The sequence below is a fragment of the Pseudomonas sp. NPDC007930 genome, from assembly GCF_042958985.1.
GTDB lineage: Bacteria > Pseudomonadota > Gammaproteobacteria > Pseudomonadales > Pseudomonadaceae > Aquipseudomonas.
Genome location: NZ_JBIBKC010000012.1, coordinates 49,672 through 66,939, shown reverse-complemented (window position 1 = coordinate 66,939; position 17,268 = coordinate 49,672). Strand labels below are relative to the sequence as shown.

The 17,268-nt window shown below is 67.4% G+C and carries 21 protein-coding genes; 9 read left to right on the top strand and 12 right to left on the bottom strand.

Features of this window, described 5'->3' with window-relative positions; all coding sequences use genetic code 11:
- Positions 1-156 precede the first annotated feature (156 nt).
- The 4 genes from ACFZCE_RS21020 (at position 157) to dxs (ending at position 4,766) form a co-directional block, all read left to right on the top strand.
- Positions 157-1,584: an aminotransferase class I/II-fold pyridoxal phosphate-dependent enzyme gene (locus ACFZCE_RS21020; protein ID WP_390942448.1), complete on the top strand. Its 1,428-nt coding sequence runs from the start codon at positions 157-159 to the stop codon at positions 1,582-1,584.
- A gap of 66 nt (positions 1,585-1,650) precedes the next feature.
- A complete protein-coding gene (locus ACFZCE_RS21015) occupies positions 1,651-1,893 on the top strand; it encodes an exodeoxyribonuclease VII small subunit (protein ID WP_390942447.1) in 243 nt (80 codons plus the stop codon).
- A complete protein-coding gene (ispA, locus tag ACFZCE_RS21010; protein ID WP_390942446.1) occupies positions 1,890-2,777 on the top strand; it encodes a (2E,6E)-farnesyl diphosphate synthase in 888 nt (295 codons plus the stop codon). Before ACFZCE_RS21015 ends, ispA begins: the two co-directional genes overlap by 4 nt.
- A gap of 102 nt (positions 2,778-2,879) precedes the next feature.
- On the top strand, positions 2,880-4,766 hold the full coding sequence (gene dxs, locus ACFZCE_RS21005) for a 1-deoxy-D-xylulose-5-phosphate synthase (RefSeq protein ID WP_390942445.1): 1,887 nt from the start codon (positions 2,880-2,882) through the stop codon (positions 4,764-4,766).
- Between the two features lie 216 nt (positions 4,767-4,982).
- Here dxs and ACFZCE_RS21000 read toward each other — a convergent pair whose 3' ends face one another.
- From ACFZCE_RS21000 to nrdR, 10 genes are all read right to left on the bottom strand, one after another.
- Positions 4,983-5,513, bottom strand: coding sequence for a hypothetical protein (locus ACFZCE_RS21000; RefSeq protein ID WP_390942444.1), 531 nt, complete (start codon positions 5,511-5,513; stop codon positions 4,983-4,985).
- A 10-nt stretch (positions 5,514-5,523) separates the two neighbouring features.
- Complete coding sequence (ribA, locus tag ACFZCE_RS20995; protein WP_390942443.1) at positions 5,524-6,123, bottom strand: GTP cyclohydrolase II; 600 nt, start codon at positions 6,121-6,123, stop codon at positions 5,524-5,526.
- A 102-nt stretch (positions 6,124-6,225) separates the two neighbouring features.
- The gene (locus ACFZCE_RS20990) at positions 6,226-6,735 is read right to left on the bottom strand and encodes a phosphatidylglycerophosphatase A (protein ID WP_390942442.1); all 510 of its coding nucleotides are present in this window, start codon (positions 6,733-6,735) and stop codon (positions 6,226-6,228) included.
- The gene (gene thiL, locus ACFZCE_RS20985; protein ID WP_390942441.1) at positions 6,732-7,697 is read right to left on the bottom strand and encodes a thiamine-phosphate kinase; all 966 of its coding nucleotides are present in this window, start codon (positions 7,695-7,697) and stop codon (positions 6,732-6,734) included. The genes ACFZCE_RS20990 and thiL overlap by 4 nt, the downstream gene beginning before the upstream one ends.
- Before the next feature lie 12 nt (positions 7,698-7,709).
- Entirely contained in the window at positions 7,710-8,207 is a 498-nt protein-coding gene (gene nusB / locus ACFZCE_RS20980; protein ID WP_390942440.1) for a transcription antitermination factor NusB, read from the bottom strand.
- On the bottom strand, positions 8,204-8,680 hold the full coding sequence (ribE, locus tag ACFZCE_RS20975) for a 6,7-dimethyl-8-ribityllumazine synthase (RefSeq protein WP_390942439.1): 477 nt from the start codon (positions 8,678-8,680) through the stop codon (positions 8,204-8,206). The genes nusB and ribE overlap by 4 nt, the downstream gene beginning before the upstream one ends.
- A 73-nt stretch (positions 8,681-8,753) precedes the next feature.
- Complete coding sequence (ribBA, locus tag ACFZCE_RS20970; protein WP_390942438.1) at positions 8,754-9,845, bottom strand: bifunctional 3,4-dihydroxy-2-butanone-4-phosphate synthase/GTP cyclohydrolase II; 1,092 nt, start codon at positions 9,843-9,845, stop codon at positions 8,754-8,756.
- A 17-nt stretch (positions 9,846-9,862) separates the two neighbouring features.
- Positions 9,863-10,528 carry a riboflavin synthase gene (locus ACFZCE_RS20965; protein ID WP_390942437.1) on the bottom strand — a complete coding sequence of 222 codons (666 nt, stop codon included), beginning with the start codon at positions 10,526-10,528 and terminating at the stop codon, positions 9,863-9,865.
- 24 nt (positions 10,529-10,552) lie between these two features.
- The gene (gene ribD / locus ACFZCE_RS20960; protein WP_390942436.1) at positions 10,553-11,689 is read right to left on the bottom strand and encodes a bifunctional diaminohydroxyphosphoribosylaminopyrimidine deaminase/5-amino-6-(5-phosphoribosylamino)uracil reductase RibD; all 1,137 of its coding nucleotides are present in this window, start codon (positions 11,687-11,689) and stop codon (positions 10,553-10,555) included.
- Positions 11,686-12,150 (bottom strand): transcriptional regulator NrdR, encoded by a 465-nt coding sequence (gene nrdR, locus ACFZCE_RS20955; RefSeq protein ID WP_390942435.1) that lies wholly within the window; start codon positions 12,148-12,150, stop codon positions 11,686-11,688. Before nrdR ends, ribD begins: the two co-directional genes overlap by 4 nt.
- Before the next feature lie 114 nt (positions 12,151-12,264).
- Between nrdR and ACFZCE_RS20950 the strand changes: the two genes are divergently transcribed.
- The 3 genes from ACFZCE_RS20950 (at position 12,265) to trxA (ending at position 14,321) form a co-directional block, all read left to right on the top strand.
- Positions 12,265-12,735 carry a hypothetical protein gene (locus ACFZCE_RS20950; RefSeq protein ID WP_390942434.1) on the top strand — a complete coding sequence of 157 codons (471 nt, stop codon included), beginning with the start codon at positions 12,265-12,267 and terminating at the stop codon, positions 12,733-12,735.
- 1 nt (position 12,736) lies between these two features.
- Complete coding sequence (locus ACFZCE_RS20945) at positions 12,737-13,384, top strand: 50S ribosomal protein L11 methyltransferase (RefSeq protein ID WP_390942433.1); 648 nt, start codon at positions 12,737-12,739, stop codon at positions 13,382-13,384.
- A gap of 64 nt (positions 13,385-13,448) precedes the next feature.
- Positions 13,449-14,321, top strand: coding sequence for a thioredoxin (gene trxA / locus ACFZCE_RS20940; protein WP_390942432.1), 873 nt, complete (start codon positions 13,449-13,451; stop codon positions 14,319-14,321).
- On the opposite strand, the gene ACFZCE_RS20935 is transcribed toward trxA, so the two are convergent.
- Complete coding sequence (locus ACFZCE_RS20935) at positions 14,288-15,262, bottom strand: LysR substrate-binding domain-containing protein (protein WP_390942431.1); 975 nt, start codon at positions 15,260-15,262, stop codon at positions 14,288-14,290. The two genes, trxA and ACFZCE_RS20935, sit on opposite strands and share 34 nt — an antisense overlap.
- A gap of 144 nt (positions 15,263-15,406) precedes the next feature.
- Here ACFZCE_RS20935 and ACFZCE_RS20930 point away from each other — a divergent pair, with 144 nt between their 5' ends.
- Complete coding sequence (locus tag ACFZCE_RS20930) at positions 15,407-16,231, top strand: aldo/keto reductase (RefSeq protein ID WP_390942430.1); 825 nt, start codon at positions 15,407-15,409, stop codon at positions 16,229-16,231.
- Here ACFZCE_RS20930 and ACFZCE_RS20925 read toward each other — a convergent pair.
- Positions 16,228-16,581: a hypothetical protein gene (locus ACFZCE_RS20925; protein ID WP_390942429.1), complete on the bottom strand. Its 354-nt coding sequence runs from the start codon at positions 16,579-16,581 to the stop codon at positions 16,228-16,230. The two genes, ACFZCE_RS20930 and ACFZCE_RS20925, sit on opposite strands and share 4 nt — an antisense overlap.
- A gap of 108 nt (positions 16,582-16,689) precedes the next feature.
- Here ACFZCE_RS20925 and ACFZCE_RS20920 point away from each other — a divergent pair, with 108 nt between their 5' ends.
- On the top strand, positions 16,690-17,268 hold the full coding sequence (locus ACFZCE_RS20920) for a DUF2796 domain-containing protein (RefSeq protein ID WP_390942428.1): 579 nt from the start codon (positions 16,690-16,692) through the stop codon (positions 17,266-17,268).

The following is a 17,268-nucleotide window of genomic DNA, read 5'->3' as shown; positions in this document are numbered from 1 at the left end:
CCCGCGCCGGGCCGGACCAATAGTACAGGTGTACTAACGGCGGCACTCGCCAGGCCCTGGCCGGTCGAACGCTTCTCGGCGCCGGCGGCGCAGCCGCGTGGTTGACCCCCACGGGGCCACAGGCGACCATCGGCGCACCTCAAGCCCGGCGGCGCCATGGAACTGCACATCGTCTTCGAAGGCCGCAAAGGCCTTGCCCAGCAACTGTACGCGCAACTGCACGCGGCGATCCGCGAAGGCCGCTTGCCCGATGGCACCCAACTGCCGCCGACGCGCCTGCTCGCCGAGCAACTGGGGGTGTCTCGCAAAACCGTGGCCGACGCTTACGCCCAACTGGGCTACAGCGGCCTGCTCGAAGGCCAGGTGGGCCGTGGCAGCTTCGTCAAGGTACCGCCCGCGGCGGCCCCCACGCCGCGCGCAGCCCAGGCGCTGAGCGGGCAGCCCCGGCTGGCTTGGTGGCAGCGCCTGCAGGTGCCGTTGCGCCACCCAGACCACGCCGGCCGGCTGCGCTATGAGTTCATGGGCGGCGCGGTGATGAAACAGCACTTCCCCCTCGACGCCTGGCGCCAATGCATGCAGGCAGCGTTGCGGCAGATGAGCGAGGCGCGCGGCTTTTATGGTGACCCCCAGGGCGTGGCGGCGCTGCGCGCGGCGGTGGCTGGGCACGCCGCCTTCGCCCGCGGTGTGCGGTGCACCGCCAACGATGTGCTGGTGTGCAACGGCGCCCAGCAGGCGTTGGACCTGCTCGCCCGGCTGTTGATCGAACCAGGCTGCCGGGTGGCCATGGAAGACCCCGGCTACACCCCCGCGCGGTTGCTGTTCGAAAGCCTCGGCGCCAGCGTGGTGGGCGTGCCGGTCGACGCCGAGGGCCTGTGCACCGAGCAGGTGCCGGAGGATGCCCGGCTGGTGTACGTCACCCCGTCGCACCAGATGCCGCTGGGCATGCCGATGAGCCCGGCGCGGCGGCGGGCGCTGCTGGCCCTGGCCGAAGCACGCGGCATGCTGATCATCGAAGACGACTACGACAGTGAGTTCCGCTACGAAGGCCCGGCGCTGGAATCCTTGCAGAGCCAGGACACCGCCGGCGTGGTGGCCTATGTGGGCACGTTCTCCAAGACCGTGCTGCCCGAGCTGCGCCTGGGTTACCTGGTGTTGCCACCGCTGTTGATGGAACCGGCGATCAAGGCCCGCCAGTTGATGGACTGGCACAGCAACAGCCTGCTGCAATGGGCACTGGCGCGGTTCATCGAGGCCGGCCACCTGCAGCGGCACATTCGCCGCTGCCATGGCATCTACGCCAGCCGCCGTGCGCGCATCCTCGCGCGCGCCCACTCGGACCTCGCGCCCTGGCTGGAGCCGGTCCCGGCCCAGGCCGGGTTCCACCTGGCATTACTGCTGCGCGACCGCCGCGACGCCGGGGCCCTGGCCAGCGCCGCCCGCGCCGAAGGGCTGGGGCTGTACCCGCTGGCGGGGTTTTATCACCAGGCGCCGGCGCGGCAGGGTTTGCTGATGGGTTTTGGCAGCATCGAACGGCTCGACATCGACCCCGCACTGAACATCCTGCAGCAGTTGCTGGCGCGCTGATTTGCCCGGCTGGCGCGGCTCTGCTAACGTCGCGCCGGTTAGAATCGGTTACAGAGACCCCACACCATGGCCCGAAAAAAAGCTTCCGTGGACTTCGAGCAGTCCCTGGCTGACCTGCAAGTGCTGGTCGAACGCCTGGAGAATGGCGAACTCTCCCTGGAAGACTCCCTTGCCGCGTTCGAACAAGGCATCCGCTTGACCCGTGACTGCCAGGAATCCCTGAGCCAGGCCGAGCAGAAGGTGCAACAGTTGCTCGAGCGTGACGGCGAGTTGGTAGAAACGCCCCTGGACGTGGACCCTGCGCCATGATCGCCAGCTACCAGGCCCTCTGCCAAGCCCGCGTCGATCAAGCCCTCGGCACCCTGTTCACGCCGCCACTGGCCGACCTCGGCCGGCTGTACGAGGCCATGCGCTACAGCGTGATGAACGGCGGCAAGCGGGTGCGCCCGCTGCTGGTGTACGCGGCCTGTGAAGCCTTGGGCGCGGTCTCGGAAAAAGCCAACGGCGCGGCCTGCGCGGTCGAGTTGATCCACGCCTACTCGCTGGTGCACGACGACCTGCCGGCCATGGACGACGACGACCTGCGCCGCGGCCAGCCCACCACCCACAAGGCCTTCGACGAAGCCTGCGCGATCCTCGCCGGTGACGGCCTGCAAAGCCTGGCGTTCAGTGCCCTCAGCGATGCCCGGCTGAGCGAGTTGAGCGACGCCACGCGGCTGCAGATGGTCCGTACCCTGGCCCAGGCCGCCGGCCCTGCCGGTATGGTCGGCGGCCAGGCGATCGACCTTGGTTCGGTGGGCAAGCAGCTTGACCAACACGCCCTGGAACGCATGCACCGGCATAAAACCGGGGCGTTGATCGAAGCCAGCGTGCGCCTTGGCGCCCTCGCCAGCGAGCGCGCCGAGCGCGACGAACTGGCCGCCCTGCAAAGCTATGCCCGGGCGATCGGCCTGGCCTTTCAGGTGCAGGACGACATCCTCGACGTTGAAAGCGATACCGCCACCCTCGGCAAGCGCCAGGGCGCCGACATCGCCCGTGACAAACCCACCTACCCGGCACTGCTCGGGCTGGCCGCGGCCAAGGCCTATGCCGCCGAATTGCGCGACCAGGCCCTGCACGCCCTGCGGCCATTCGACGCAGCCGCCGAGCCCTTGCGCGAGCTGGCGCGGTACATTGTCGAGCGGCGCAACTGAACCGCCGCGGCGCTGCCGGTTCATAACCCATGGCAGGTAGCTGTTCCCCGGCACTCATTGGGGTAAACTGCGGCCTTTTACACCTTCAAAACGACACGCCTGATGCCTACGACGTTTCAACAGATCCCCCGCGAACGCCCATCGACGCCCTTGCTCGATCTCGCCGCCACCCCCGCAGGCCTGCGCCGCCTGGGTGAAGCCGAGCTCGAGGCGCTGGCCGATGAACTGCGCCTGGAGCTGCTCTATTCGGTAGGCCAGACCGGCGGCCATTTTGGCGCCGGGCTGGGCGTGATCGAACTGACCATCGCCCTGCATTACGTGTTCGACACCCCCGACGACCGCCTGGTCTGGGACGTCGGCCACCAGGCCTACCCGCACAAGATCCTCACCGGCCGCCGTGAGCGCATGCCCACGCTGCGCCAGGAAGGCGGCCTGGCGGCGTTCCCGCGGCGCGCCGAGAGCGAGTTCGACACCTTTGGCGTCGGCCACTCCAGCACCTCGATCAGCGCGGCGCTGGGCATGGCCATCGCCGCCCGCCTGCAAGGCAGCGAGCGCAAGGCCATCGCCGTGATCGGCGACGGCGCGCTTACCGCCGGCATGGCTTTCGAGGCGCTGAACCACGCGCCGGAAGTCGGCGCCAACATGCTGGTGATCCTCAACGACAACGACATGTCGATCTCGCGCAACGTTGGCGGGCTGTCGAATTACCTGGCCAAGATTCTCTCCAGCCGCACCTACGCGAGCATGCGCGAAGGCAGCAAGAAGGTGCTCTCGCGCCTGCCAGGCGCCTGGGAAATCGCCCGCCGCACCGAAGAGTACGCCAAGGGCATGCTGGTGCCGGGCACGCTGTTCGAAGAGCTGGGCTGGAACTACATCGGCCCCATCGACGGCCACGACCTGCCCACCCTGATCGCCACCCTGCGCAACATGCGCGACCTCAAGGGCCCGCAGTTCCTGCACGTGGTGACCAAAAAGGGCAAGGGCTTCGCCCCGGCGGAGGTCGACCCGATCGGCTACCACGCGATCACCAAGCTCGAACCGCTGAGCGCGCCAGCCGCGCCGAAAAAAGCCACCGGGCCAAAGTACTCCAGCGTGTTCGGCCAATGGCTGTGCGACATGGCCGAGGCCGACCCGAAATTGGTCGGCATCACCCCCGCCATGAAAGAAGGCTCTGACCTGGTGGCGTTCAGCGAACGCTTCCCAGAGCGCTACTTCGATGTCGCCATCGCCGAGCAGCACGCGGTGACGCTGGCGGCCGGCATGGCCTGCGAAGGCGCCAAGCCGGTGGTGGCGATCTACTCCACCTTCCTGCAGCGCGGCTACGATCAACTGATCCACGACGTGGCAGTACAGCAACTCGACGTACTGTTCGCCATCGACCGCGCAGGCCTGGTTGGCGAAGACGGCCCGACCCACGCTGGCAGCTTCGACCTCTCTTACCTGCGTTGCATCCCCGGCATGCTGGTGATGGCGCCGAGCGACGAAAACGAACTGCGCCTGGCGCTGAGCACCGGCTACCACTTCCCCGGCCCGGCGGCAGTGCGCTACCCGCGCGGCACCGGGCCGAACGCGGTGATCGAAGCCGGCCTGCCCACCCTTGAAATTGGCAAGGGCGTGGTTCGCCGGCGCGGCCAGAAGGTGGCGATCCTGGTGTTCGGCGTGCAGTTGGCCGAGGCCCTGCAAGTGGCCGAGAAGCTCGATGCCACGGTGGTCGACATGCGCTTCGTCAAACCCCTCGACGAAGCCCTGGTGGAGGAGATGGCCGCCAGCCATGAGCTGCTGGTCACCGTCGAGGAAAACGCCATCATGGGCGGCGCCGGCAGCGCGGTCAGCGAATACCTGGCCCGCGAAGGCGTGCTCAAGCCCGTACTGCACCTGGGCCTGCCGGATGTTTACGTGGAACACGCCAAACCGGCGCAGATGCTCGCCCAGTGCGGGCTGGATGCGGCGGGGATCGAGGCGGCGATCAGCCAGCGGTTAAACGGCTGAGGCCGCCTCGCCCGGCACAGCCGGCCTCCCACGAGTTCTGTGTTGCCCCGTAAATCAAGTATTTACACAAATCTGGTGGGAGGCCGGCTGTGCCGGGCGATAGGCCCTGAAGCTCATGCACAAAATCGGCAGAGCTCACAGATTGATCCCCTCCATGAAGCCATGAAATGGCTCAAGAGCCGGGCGAAGGGCCGTGAGGCCTCGCAACAGCGCTAATTACGGCAACTCATCGATCCGCTGCTGCAGGACTTGGATCTGCTCTGTGAGATAACCGATGTGCAGGTTATAGGCCGCCAACACATCTGGGACCAAAGTGCTCTCTCGAAGGCCTTCGCACTGCATCAACATCTGCTTTAGCGCATCTCGCTGCTCAACCCACTCTTGCAGCACGTCGGGCTCAAAATCCTCAGGTTCCATCCGGGCGGCAAAACGAGCGAGCAACCATGCGGTATGCTCCTCACCCTCGGCGCCACCCAAGCGTTCGGTCGCCAGGGCATAGCTTGCACGGCGCGTTGCGCTCACCCGCCACGGCGTAAACCCTGCAGCGGCCAACGCATTGAAGAGCGGCCATTCGCGCCCCTGTGCCGCCTCGATCAGTATCCGCTCAGCGCCGGCTTGCCGTAGCCAGGCCGCCAGCCTTCCATAGCCCTTGGGGCCGTTCTCAACCGCTAGAATGAGTTTGGCGGGCAACAAGCCCGCAGTCAGCGTACCCTGATGCAGCCTGATCCCCGCGGCGCATGGTTGCATCTTCAGCCCCTCAGGAAGCCGCCCCACCCATCATATGCCCCAACTTACCGGCCTTAGTGGCCAGGTAATACTTGTTGTGCGGGTTGTGCCCGGTGTGCAGCGGCACGCGCTCAGCCACCTGGATGCCCATCTCGCCCAGAGCGTTGACCTTGCGCGGGTTGTTGGTCATCAGGCGCAGGGCCTTTACCCCCAGGTGCTCGAGCATCGGCAGGCAGATGCGGTAGTCGCGCTGGTCGGCGGCGAAGCCCAGGCGCTCGTTGGCCTCGACCGTGTCGGCACCGCCGTCTTGCAGCTCATAGGCGCGGATCTTGTTCAGCAGGCCGATGCCGCGGCCCTCCTGGCGCAGGTACAGCAGCACGCCGCGGCCTTCGCGGGCGATCGCCTGCAGGGCGGCTTCCAGCTGCGAACCGCAGTCGCAGCGCTGGCTGAACAGCGCGTCGCCGGTCAGGCACTCGGAATGCAGGCGGCCCAGCACGGGCTGGCCGTCGGCGATGTCACCCAGGGTCAGGGCCACGTGCTCGCGGCCAGTGGCCTCTTCACGGAAGCCGTGCATGGTGAACGTGGCAAAAGGCGTGGGCAGTTTGGACGCAGCAACGAACGCGACGGGCACCTTGTGCTCCTGTGGACTCAAGAAAAAGTGTGACATTGTAACATCAGGCCAGCGCCTGGCTTATGTCGATTTGTTGGCCTTACCGATCGAACGGTTCGATGCTCACAGCAGCGAAACGCCCCAGACGATCAACTGCATCGCCACCCAGGCGAACACCCCGGCAAGCACGTCGTCGAGCATGATCCCCACGCCGCCGTGCACGTGCCGGTCGATCCAGCGAATCGGCCAGGGCTTGAGGATGTCGAAGAAGCGGAACACCAGAAAGCCCACCAGCAGCCAGTACCAGCCCGGCGGCACCAGCCACAGGGTGATCCACATGCCGACGATTTCGTCCCAGACGATGCCTTCGTGGTCATGCACGCGCAGGTCGTCGGCGACCTTGCCGCACAGCCAGAAGCCGAACAGCATCGACACCCCGAGCATCAGCCAGTAGCCCCAGTCGGGCAGCATCTGCCACAGCGGGATGAACGGCACCGCCACCATCGAGCCCCAGGTACCGGGCGCCTTGGGCAGGGTACCGCTGCCAAAGCCAAAGGCAATGAAGTGCCACGGGTTGCGCCAGACCGAAGGCGGCACGAATTCCGCTGGCACCTGGTTCGGATGTTCGCTCACAAAGGCTCCCGGAAATGTTGATAGCCACGCTGTGAAGGCGTGATGTCGCGGCCGCCCTCGCCGAGCAAGGTGACGCCCTGCCCGGCCAGCACCCGGCCGACCACGTGGATCGAATGGCCCGCGGCACGCAGGCCCGCCAAGTGTTCGGCGGCCAGGCTGAACGCCAGCACGTAGTCGTCACCACCGGCCAACGCCGCCTCGAAGGCCGCCGTTTCACCGGCAAAAGCCTTCAAGGCATCTGACAATGGCAGGCATGAACGTTCGATATGGATGGCCACCCCCGACGCCTCGGCGATGTGCCCGGCATCGGCCAGCAGGCCGTCGGAAATATCCAGCGCGGCACTGGCGCGCCCCCGCAGGGCCAGGCCCAGCGCCAACTGCGGTGGCGGCGCCCAGTAGTGCGCCAGCAGCGGCGCGGCCAGCTCGGCCGGGGCGCTGCGCTCAGCTAGCACCAACGGCAAGGCGCCGGCGGCATCGCCCAGATTGCCGCCCACGCAGAACACATCGCCCGGGCGCGCACCGCGGCGGGTCAAGGCCTGGCCGGCCGGCACGCTACCGAACACGGTGAGGGTCAGGCTTAGCGGCCCGCGGGTAGTGTCGCCGCCGATCAGCCGCAGGCCGCAGGCCTGGGCCATCTGGCCGAGGCCCGCGGCGTAGCGCTCGAGCCAGGTGGCGTCGAAGCTGGGCAGGGTCAGTGCGAGGGTGAAGCCCACGGGCTGGGCGCCCATGGCGGCGAGGTCGCTGGCGGCCACGGCCAGCGAGCGCTGGCCGAGCAGGAAAGGGTCTGGCTGCGCGGGGAAGTGCACGCCGCTGACCAGCGTGTCGGTCGACACCGCCAGTTGCTCGCCGGCGGCCGGCGCCAGCAGCGCGCAATCGTCGCCGATACCCAGCGCGATACCTTCGCCAGGCCGCGCACAGGGCGCGGCGGCGAAGTACCGGGCGATCAGTTCGAACTCACCCATGGCCGCGCCAGCTCAGCGCTTGTGCGCCTTCACTTCAGGGCCGCGCAACTGTGGCGCGAGCTTGTCGAGCACACCGTTGACGAATTTGTGCCCATCGGTGGAGCCAAACACCTTGGCCAACTCGATACCTTCGTTGATCACCACGCGGTAAGGCACGTCGACCCGCTTGAGCATTTCCCACGCCGACAGGCGCAGCACCGACAGCTCGACCGGGTCGAGTTCATCCAGCGCCAGGTCGAGGCACGGCACCAGGGCGGCGTCGATCTCGGTCTTGTTGCTCGGCACCCCGTGGAGGATTTCGCGGAAGTACGCGCCATCGACGTCGGAGAAGTCGTTGTCGACCCGGAACTGGGCTTCGATTTCGTTCAGCGAGTGCCCAGCCATGTGCCATTGGTACAGGGCCTGGGTCGCCAGCTTGCGCGCCTCACGGCGCTTGGCGGTTTTGCTTTTGGCCGCCGCGGGGTCAAGCGGTTCACGCGGGTTGAAACGCTCGGTATCGTCGTTGCTCACTTGGCCTCCAACTGCGCCAGCAGGCTGACCATTTCAAGGGCCGACAGGGCTGCTTCGGCGCCTTTGTTACCGGCCTTGGTGCCGGAGCGTTCAATGGCTTGCTCGATGGAGTCGACGGTCAGCACGCCAAACGCGACCGGCAGGCCAAACTCCATGGACACCTGGGCCAGGCCCTTGGTGCACTCGCCAGCGACGTATTCGAAGTGCGGGGTGCCGCCACGAATGACCGCGCCGAGGGCGATGATGGCATTGAAATCACCCTGCTGGGCGACCTTTTGCGCCACCAGCGGGATTTCGAACGCGCCGGGGGCACGGATGATGGTGATGTCGTTTTCACTCACACCATGGCGCACTAGGGCGTCGATCGCGCCACTGACCAGGCTTTCGACGACGAAACTGTTGAAGCGGCCGACCACCAGGGCGAAGCGACCTTTGGGGGCGACGAAAGTACCTTCGATGGTCTTCACGGTCATTGCGGGTCTCGTATTTAAAGAGCCGGGCCGCGTGAACGCGGCCCGTGTAAAAAGGGGTACCGGCGTGGGCCGGTCACTCTGAGGGGACGTATTCTACAACTTCCAGATCGAATCCGGATATCGCGTTGAACTTCATCGGCGAACTCATCAGGCGCATCTTGCGCACGCCCAGGTCGCGGAGGATCTGCGAACCGGCGCCGACGATGCTGTAGGTGGTGGGTTTTTTCACCGCCACATGCTCGGTCGCCTCGCGGATCTGCGCCAGCAGCACGTCGCCATCCGGCGCGTGGCCCAGCAGCAGCACCACGCCGCTGCCGGCCTCGGCCACCGTGCTCATGGCCGCGCGCAGGCTCCAGCGCCCGGGCTGGCGGACCATCAGCAGGTCGCGCAGTGGGTCCATGTTGTGCACCCGCACCAGGGTGGGTTCATCCGCGCAGATGCGCCCCAGGGTCAGCGCCATGTGCACGTCGCCCTCGACCGAGTCGCGGTAGGTGACCAGGTTGAACTGGCCCAGCTCGCTGTCCAGCGGGCGCTCGGACACCCGCTGCACGGTGCGCTCGTGGATCATCCGGTAGTGGATGAGGTCGGCGATGGTGCCGATCTTGATGTTGTGTTCAGCGGCGAAGGCTTCGAGTTCGATGCGCCGCGACATGGTGCCGTCGTCGTTCATGATCTCGCAGATCACCCCGGCCGGCTCGTAGCCGGCCATCCGCGCCAGGTCGCAGGCCGCTTCGGTATGCCCGGCACGCGCCAGGGTACCGCCGGGTTGGGCCATCAGCGGGAAGATATGCCCGGGGCTGACGATGTCGTCGGCCACCGCGTCGCGGGCGGCCGCGGCTTGCACGGTGCGCGCCCGGTCGGCGGCGGAGATGCCGGTGGTCACGCCCTCGGCGGCTTCGATCGAAACGGTGAACTTGGTGCCGAAGCCCGAACCGTTGCGTGGCGCCATCAGCGGCAGGCGCAGGGTTTCGCAGCGCTCGCGGGTCATCGGCATGCAGATCAGGCCGCGGGCGAAGCGCGCCATGAAGTTGATGTGCGAGGCTTCGCAGCACTCGGCAGCCATGATCAGGTCGCCTTCGTTCTCGCGGTCTTCGTCATCCATGAGGATGACCATCTTGCCCAGGCGGATGTCTTCGACCAGTTCTTCGATCGTGTTGAGCGCCACGCGGCACCCCCTTGCAGTCAGGATTTCAGGTAGCCGTTCTCGGCCAGGAAACTTTCGCTGATACCACCGGCCTTGTTCGGCTCGGCGGCTTTGTCGCCCAGCAGCAGGCGTTCGAGGTAGCGCGCCAGCAGGTCGACCTCGAGGTTGACCCGGCGGCCTGGGCGGTAGTCGCCCATGATGGTCTCGGCCAGGGTGTGCGGCACGATGGTCAGCTCGAACTCGGCGCCGTCGACGGCGTTGACCGTCAGGCTGGTGCCATCGACGGTGATCGAGCCTTTGTGGGCGATGTACTTGGCCAGCTCGCCCGGCGCGCGCACGCGAAACTGAATGGCGCGGGCGTTATCGGCCCGCGAAACGATTTCGCCGACGCCATCGACGTGGCCGCTGACCAGGTGCCCGCCCAGGCGGCTGGTGGGGGTCAGGGCTTTTTCAAGGTTGACCGGGCTGCCGGCCTTGAGCTGGTTGAAGGCCGTGACCTCGAGGGTTTCACGGCTGACATCGGCCCAGAAGCCATCGCCAGGAAGCTCGACGGCAGTCAGGCAGACGCCGTTGACCGCGATGCTGTCGCCCAGCTTGACGTCGCCCAGGTCGAGCTTGCCAGTGGCCACGTAAACCCGCACGTCACCGCCCTTGGGGGTGAGGCTGCGGATGCTGCCGATCGCTTCGATGATGCCGGTGAACATAAGAGCCTCCAGAAAAACCCGAGATTATACGGCCGCCGCGGGCACGGCGGTGATCAGCCAGTCGTTGCCCACTGCGCGCAGGCCGGTGATGGCCAGGCGCGGCGCATCGGCCATGTGCGCCAGTGGCCAGTCGAGCAACGGCCGCGCGGCCGAACCGAGCAGGCACGGCGCCATGAACAGTTGGTATTCGTCGACCAGCCCTTGCTGGGCGAAGGCCCCGGCCAGGCGCGCGCCGGCTTCGACCAGCAGCTCATGCACGCCGCGGGCGGCCAGCTGCTCGAGCAACGCGCGCAGGCTTACCTGGCCCGCCGCGCCTGGCACCGCGAGCAGCTCGGCGCCGGCGCGGGTGTAGGGCTGCGGGTCAGCGGGCAACTGATGGCACACCACCAGCGACGGCCCGGCCTCGAAGAACGGCGCTTGCAACGGCACCCGCAGGCGCCCGTCGATCAGAATGCGCAGCGGCGGCCGGGCCAGCGCCAGTGCCGCCTGCTCACCTTCGAGGCCCAGCTCGGCGGCGCGCACGGTCATCCGCGCGCCGTCGGCGAGCACGCTGTCGGCCCCGGCCAACACCGCGCTGCTCTGCGCGCGCAGGCGCTGCACCGCGCGGCGCGCGGCCGGCCCGGTGATCCACTGGCTTTCGCCGTTGGCCATGGCGGTGCGGCCATCCAGGCTCATGGCCAGCTTCACCCGCACGAACGGCAAGCCGCTTTCCATGCGCTTGATAAACCCGGGGTTGAGCGCGCGGGCTTCGCTTTCGAGCACCCCGGCGCGCACTTCGATGCCGGCCGCGGCCAACCGCGCCAGGCCACTGCCGGCCACTTGCGGGTTGGGGTCGCGCATCGCCGCCACCACCCGCGCCACCCCGGCCTCGATCAGCGCGTTGGCGCACGGCGGGGTGCGGCCGAAGTGGCTGCAGGGCTCGAGGGTCACGTAGGCGGTGGCGCCGGCGGCGCGGCCGCCGGCCTGGCGCAAGGCGTGTACTTCCGCATGGGGCTCGCCGGCGCGGCGGTGCCAGCCTTCGCCGACCACCTCGCTGCCCTGCACGATCACGCAGCCCACCCGAGGGTTGGGGTGGGTGGAGTAACGGCCCAGCTCGGCCAATTGCAACGCCCGCGCCATGTACTGGCGGTCGAGGGCATCCTGGGTGGGGCAGGCGTTCATCGGCCGGCCGGCTCCCGGGCCAGGCGGTCGATTTCCTCGCGGAACTCGTCGAGGTCCTGGAAGCGCCGGTACACCGAAGCAAAGCGGATGTACGCGACTTCATCGAGCTTGCGCAGTTCGCCCATCACCAGCTCGCCCACCACCAACGACTTGACCTCACGCTCGCCGGTGGCGCGCAGTTGGTGCTTGATGTGGCCGATCGCCGCTTCCAGGCGCTCGACGCTGACCGGGCGTTTTTCCAGCGCGCGCTGCATGCCGCCGCGCAGTTTGTCTTCGTCGAAAGGCTGGCGCGTGCCGTCTTGCTTGATCAGGCGCGGCAGTACCAGTTCGGCGGTTTCGAAGGTGGTGAAGCGCTCACCGCAGGCCAGGCATTCGCGGCGGCGGCGAACCTGTTCGCCTTCGGCCACCAGCCGCGAATCGATGACCTTGGTGTCGTTGGCACCGCAGAACGGACAGTGCATGGGGGGCAGGCCACAGAAAAGGGGACGGCCATGGTAGCGCATCCACCCGGCAAGACAAGACCAGCGCCTTTGCGGTATACCTGTGCCCAGGTCTACCCACGGAACAGGCACCCCATGAAAGTTGTACGTTCACTGGCATTGCTCGGTTTGTTCGGCCTGTTGGCCGCCTGCGCGGGCGAAGCCACCGCGCCCTCGCCCGCCGCCACCGCCAGCGCGCCCACCAGCGCGCCGGCGCCCGATGTAAAAGCCCAGCAGCCGCTGGGGCCGCTGCCCGCCTGGCAGCGCGAGCTCACCGGCACCCTGCAGAACGTGCCAGCTGGCGCCCAGGTAGAGCTGGCCCTGCTGGTGGTCGATGACAAAGGCCGGCCACAGCGCCTGCTGGCAAGCAGCACCCTGGCCGGCAATGGCCGCGCGTTGCCGTTCCAACTGCGCTTCGCCCCAGAGGCCTTCCCCCAGGATGCCCGCGTCGAGCTGCGCGGCCGCGCCAGCCAGGCCGGCATGCTCAGCCTGCGCCTGGCGCCACGGGCAATCGCCCAGGGCGTGACGCAAAACCTCGGCGCGCTGCCGCTGGACAAAGCCCCCTAACATGCAGCACCTGCAAACCGCGCTGCGCGGCGTGCTCAGCGACGCCCGCCTGTGCGCCACCGCGCTGCCCGGCACTGGCTTGCAACTGTGGCTGATCGACCCCGCGCAAATGGCCCGGGCCTTCGACGCCGATGAAACCCGCCGGCTGCTGGACACCCCACCCTACTGGTGTTTTTGCTGGGCCAGCGGGCTGGCGATGGCCCGCTACCTGGCCGCACACCCGCAGTGGGTGGCCGGCCGCCGAGTGCTGGACTTCGGCGCCGGCTCTGGGGTGGCGGGCATCGCCGCGGCGCGGGCGGGTGCCCGTGAAGTGGTCGCCTGCGACCTCGACCCGCTGGCGCTGGCTGCCTGCCGCGCCAACGCCGAACTCAACGGCGTTACGCTGGGCTACAGCGAGGACTTTTTCGCCGAGGCCGACCGCTTCGACCTGGTGTTGGTCGCCGATGTGCTGTACGACCGCGCCAACCTGCCGCTGCTGGGGGCCTTCCTTAGCCGCGGCCGTGAGGCACTGGTGGCCGACTCACGGGTGCGCGACTTCAACCACCCGCCCTACCGGCGCCTGGCCGAACTGAACGCGCTGACCCTGCCCGACCTGGCCGAGCCCGCGGAATTTCGCCGGGTCAGCCTGTACCACGCCACGCGCGGCTGACTTCCGGCGCCGCCGCTCAGCCTTTATAGTGCGCCCTTGCGCCTGTTCATTTTCGAGAGTCACGATGAGCCACGACACCCCGTACATCTTCGAAGCCACCGATGCCGACTTCCAGCAAACGGTGATCGAGAACTCCTTCAACAAGCCGGTGCTGGTGGATTTCTGGGCCGACTGGTGCGCCCCGTGCAAGGTGCTGATGCCGATGCTCGAGCAGATCGCCGAGAGCTACCAGGGCGAGTTGCTGCTGGCCAAGGTCAACTGCGATGTCGAGCAGCAAGTGGTCGGCATGTTCGGCATCCGCAGCCTGCCCACCGTGGTGCTGTTCAAGGATGGCCAACCGGTCGACGGCTTTGCCGGCGCCCAGCCGGAATCAGCCGTGCGCGCCATGCTCGAGCCCCACGTGGCGCTGCCGGCGCCCAAGGCCGACGACCCGTTTGAGGCCGCCCAGCAGGCCTTCGCCGAAGGCCAGTACGCCCAGGCCGAAGCCACCCTCAAGGCGATGCTCAGTGAAGACAACAGCAACGCCTCGGCGCTGATCCTCTACGCCCGTTGCATCGCCGAGCGCGGTGAGTTGGGCGAGGCGCGGACCATCCTCGACGCGGTCAGCAGCGACGAGCACAAGGCGGAATTGGCCGGCGCCAAGGCGCAGCTGACCTTCCTCAGCCAGGCCGAAACCCTGCCCGACGCGGCTGACCTCAAGGCCCGCGTGGCGCAAGACCCGAACGACGACGAAGCCACCTACCAACTGGCGGTGCGGCAACTGGCGCGCCAGCAGTACGAAGCCGCGCTCGACGGCCTGCTCAAGCTGTTCAAGCGCAACCGTGGCTGGAACGAAGGGCTGGCGCACAAAACCTTGCTGCAGGTGTTCGACCTGCTGGGCAATGACCACCCGCTGGTGACCACCTACCGGCGCAAGCTGTTCTCGGCGCTGTATTGATCCTGTAGCGCCTGCAGTTCACCCGGGCTGAAGCGGAAGCTATCCGCCAGCCCGGGCTTGCCCGCGACGAAATCGATGAAGTTGCGCACCCGCCGCGGCATCTGCGTTCGCTGGGCGTAATACATGAACACCCCGAAGCGCTCGCTGACGGTGCTGCACAACACCGGCACCAGGCGCCCAGCGCGCAGCTCGGGGCCAGCGGTGACCAAGTCGATCAAACCGATGCCCAAGCCCTGCAACAGCAGTTGCAGCTCGGTTTCCGGGTCATTGGTGCAGAACGGCGCCACCACGTTCTGGAACACCATTTCGCCGTCCACCTTGAACTCCCACGGTTCCAGCCGCCCAGTATTGGGCAGGCGAAAGCCCGTGCAGGTGTGCCGGGCGAGGTCTGCCAGGGTGCGCGGCATGCCGTGGGCATCGAGGTAGGCAGGGCTGGCGCAGGGCACCAGTTGCATGCGCATCAACTCGCGGGCGATCACCTGGGCGTCTGGCGCGAAACCTGAGCGGAAGCCCACGTCGATGCCGGCGGCAACGAAGTGGGTGAAGCGGTCTTCGACCACCAGGTCGAAATCGGCGCCGGGGTTGAGGCTGCGGAACTCCGCGATCAACGGCACCAGCACCCGCCGCGCCACGGTCGAGCCACAGGCGATGCGGATCAGCCCCGCCTCGCCGGCGCTGGACTGGCTGGCCTGGGCCTGGGCCCAGGCGGCGGTGACGGTGTCGAGCCCGCCGCGCAGTTGCTCGAGAAACCGCGCGCCCTCTTCGGTCAGCGTGCTGGTGCGGGTGCTGCGGTGGAACAACCGCACGCCGAGGTCACGCTCCAGTTCACGCACCGCTTTGCTGACCGCCTGCGGGGTCACCCCCAGCAACCGGGCGGTGTGGTTGAAGCTGCCCAGGTCGGCGGCTGTCACGAAGGTTTGCAGGCTGCGCAAACGGTCCAAATATGACCTCTCAGGGTAAATACACCAGGGTTTCTGTGGGGGCCGGCTGCCTTTCAACCGCCAGTTTACCTGCGCCGCGGGCTTTTGTTGAACGGCCCGCGCTTCGCCCCGGTCCACATCCCTTTAAGCCCTCGGGAGACCGCTATGAGCACTGACCACCCACGCATTCAACTGGCCGACACCACGGTGATGCCTCAACTGGGCCTGGGCGTTTGGCAAGCCAGCGACAGCGAAGCCACCCAGGCGGTCGCCGAGGCGATCAAGGCCGGCTACCTGGCCATCGACACCGCGGCCATCTACAAGAACGAAACCGGCGTGGGCGAAGGCGTGCGCCAGGCCGGCAAGCCCCGTGAGCAGTTGTTCATCACCACCAAGGTGTGGAACGACGACCAGGGCTACGACAAAGCCATCGCCGCACTCGAAAGCAGCCTGAAACGGCTGAAGATGGACTACGTCGACCTGCTGTTGATCCACTGGGCGCAGCCGTCGAAGAACCTCTACCTGGAAACCTGGCACGCGCTGATCGAGCTGAAAAAACGCGGCCTGGCCCGCGCCATCGGCGTGTCGAACTTCCACGCGCCGCACTTGCAGCGGATCATCGACGAGACCGGCGAAACCCCGGCGGTCAACCAGATCGAGCTACACCCCTACCTGCAGCAGCAGCCGCTGCGCGAGGTGCACAAGCGTTTGGGCATTCACACCGAGGCCTGGAGCCCGTTGGCCCAGGGCAAGGTGATGGACGACCCGGTGCTGGCCAAGATCGCCGCCAAGCACGGCAAGGAAGTGGCCCAGGTGGTGATCCGCTGGCACCTGGACAGCGGCTTGATCGTGATCCCGAAATCCGTCACGCCCAAGCGCATCCGCAGCAATGCCGAAGTGTTCGACTTCCGCCTCGACGATGAAGACCTGGCCGCCATAGCCGGGCTTGACCGTGGCCAGCGCCTGGGGCCAGACCCAGACACCTTTTAACCCACCCAGCAATACATCGGGGCATCAGGCTCGGTGCGCACCCGCACCTGCGCGCAATGGCGCAGGCGCACCAGCAGGCGCTTGGCAGCGGCGGCGCCACCGGCCAGGCCCTCGAGTTGCTCCATCAAGGCCGGGCCGTTCACTTCGCCGGCCTGCTCCACCAACCGCAGGGCCGCGCCCCACAGCGCGTCATCACGGCTAGCCGTGGGCGCGGCAGCGGGCGCGGCGGGGGTGGCGGCAGGCGCGGCCGCGGCGGGCAGGTGGGCGGCCAGTTGCTGCCAATCTTCGGCGCCCAGTTCGATGCTGAGGTCCACCGGCCAGGGGCCGAGGCTGCCGCGTATCCTGATCATTGCGTTTACCTTGGGTTGTTCAGGCAGCGACCTTAACGCAGCAGCACTGGCTCGCCAATAAAACTCGTTATAACATAACGCCACTTTTGCCCCCACCCTGGAGCTGCCATGCGCGTTACGTTGCTTGCCCTGCCCTTTGCCCTGTTGCCCCTCGCCGCCTTGGCCCACGACGACCATGAGCACGGCAGCCTGGCGCCCCATGAACACGGCGTGGCGCAACTGAACCTGGCGGTCGACGGGCAAACGTTGGAGATCGAACTCGACACCCCGGCGATGAACGTGCTCGGCTTCGAGCACCCGGCCACCAGCGTGCAAGACAAAACTACCCTGGCCAATGCCCAACACCGCCTCGGCCTGCCCGGCACCCTGTTCGCCCTGCCGGCCGCGGCCAAGTGCATCGCCGCCCAGCAGCAGGTACAAAGCGCGTTGTTCGGCAACGCCGCCGCCGAGGCCCACACAGGGCATGATGACGACGCTGACGACCATGACCACGAAGGCCATGAGCACGCCGACATCCACGCCCATTACCAATTCCAGTGTGACCACCCCGAGGCGCTGGTCGGTATCGGTTTCGAGCCGCTGTTCCAGGCCTTCCCCGGCACCCATAAGCTGACCGTGCAGGCCATCACCGGCAAGGGCCAGCAAGCCATGGACGCCACCCCCGCCAACACCCAGATGCAGTTCTAG

Coding starts and splice junctions, on each gene's coding strand:
- ACFZCE_RS21000 (WP_390942444.1), bottom strand. CDS start 5,513: ATGCAACCATGCGCCGCGGGGATCAGGCTGCATCAGGGTACGCTGACT.
- ACFZCE_RS20930 (WP_390942430.1), top strand. CDS start 15,407: ATGAGCACTGACCACCCACGCATTCAACTGGCCGACACCACGGTGATG.
- trxA (WP_390942432.1), top strand. CDS start 13,449: ATGAGCCACGACACCCCGTACATCTTCGAAGCCACCGATGCCGACTTC.
- ACFZCE_RS20925 (WP_390942429.1), bottom strand. CDS start 16,581: ATGATCAGGATACGCGGCAGCCTCGGCCCCTGGCCGGTGGACCTCAGC.
- ribD (WP_390942436.1), bottom strand. CDS start 11,689: ATGAACGCCTGCCCCACCCAGGATGCCCTCGACCGCCAGTACATGGCG.
- ACFZCE_RS20950 (WP_390942434.1), top strand. CDS start 12,265: ATGAAAGTTGTACGTTCACTGGCATTGCTCGGTTTGTTCGGCCTGTTG.
- nrdR (WP_390942435.1), bottom strand. CDS start 12,150: ATGCACTGTCCGTTCTGCGGTGCCAACGACACCAAGGTCATCGATTCG.
- ACFZCE_RS20920 (WP_390942428.1), top strand. CDS start 16,690: ATGCGCGTTACGTTGCTTGCCCTGCCCTTTGCCCTGTTGCCCCTCGCC.
- ACFZCE_RS20965 (WP_390942437.1), bottom strand. CDS start 10,528: ATGTTCACCGGCATCATCGAAGCGATCGGCAGCATCCGCAGCCTCACC.
- ACFZCE_RS21020 (WP_390942448.1), top strand. CDS start 157: ATGGAACTGCACATCGTCTTCGAAGGCCGCAAAGGCCTTGCCCAGCAA.
- ACFZCE_RS20945 (WP_390942433.1), top strand. CDS start 12,737: ATGCAGCACCTGCAAACCGCGCTGCGCGGCGTGCTCAGCGACGCCCGC.
- dxs (WP_390942445.1), top strand. CDS start 2,880: ATGCCTACGACGTTTCAACAGATCCCCCGCGAACGCCCATCGACGCCC.
- ribE (WP_390942439.1), bottom strand. CDS start 8,680: ATGACCGTGAAGACCATCGAAGGTACTTTCGTCGCCCCCAAAGGTCGC.
- thiL (WP_390942441.1), bottom strand. CDS start 7,697: ATGGGTGAGTTCGAACTGATCGCCCGGTACTTCGCCGCCGCGCCCTGT.
- ispA (WP_390942446.1), top strand. CDS start 1,890: ATGATCGCCAGCTACCAGGCCCTCTGCCAAGCCCGCGTCGATCAAGCC.
- ACFZCE_RS21015 (WP_390942447.1), top strand. CDS start 1,651: ATGGCCCGAAAAAAAGCTTCCGTGGACTTCGAGCAGTCCCTGGCTGAC.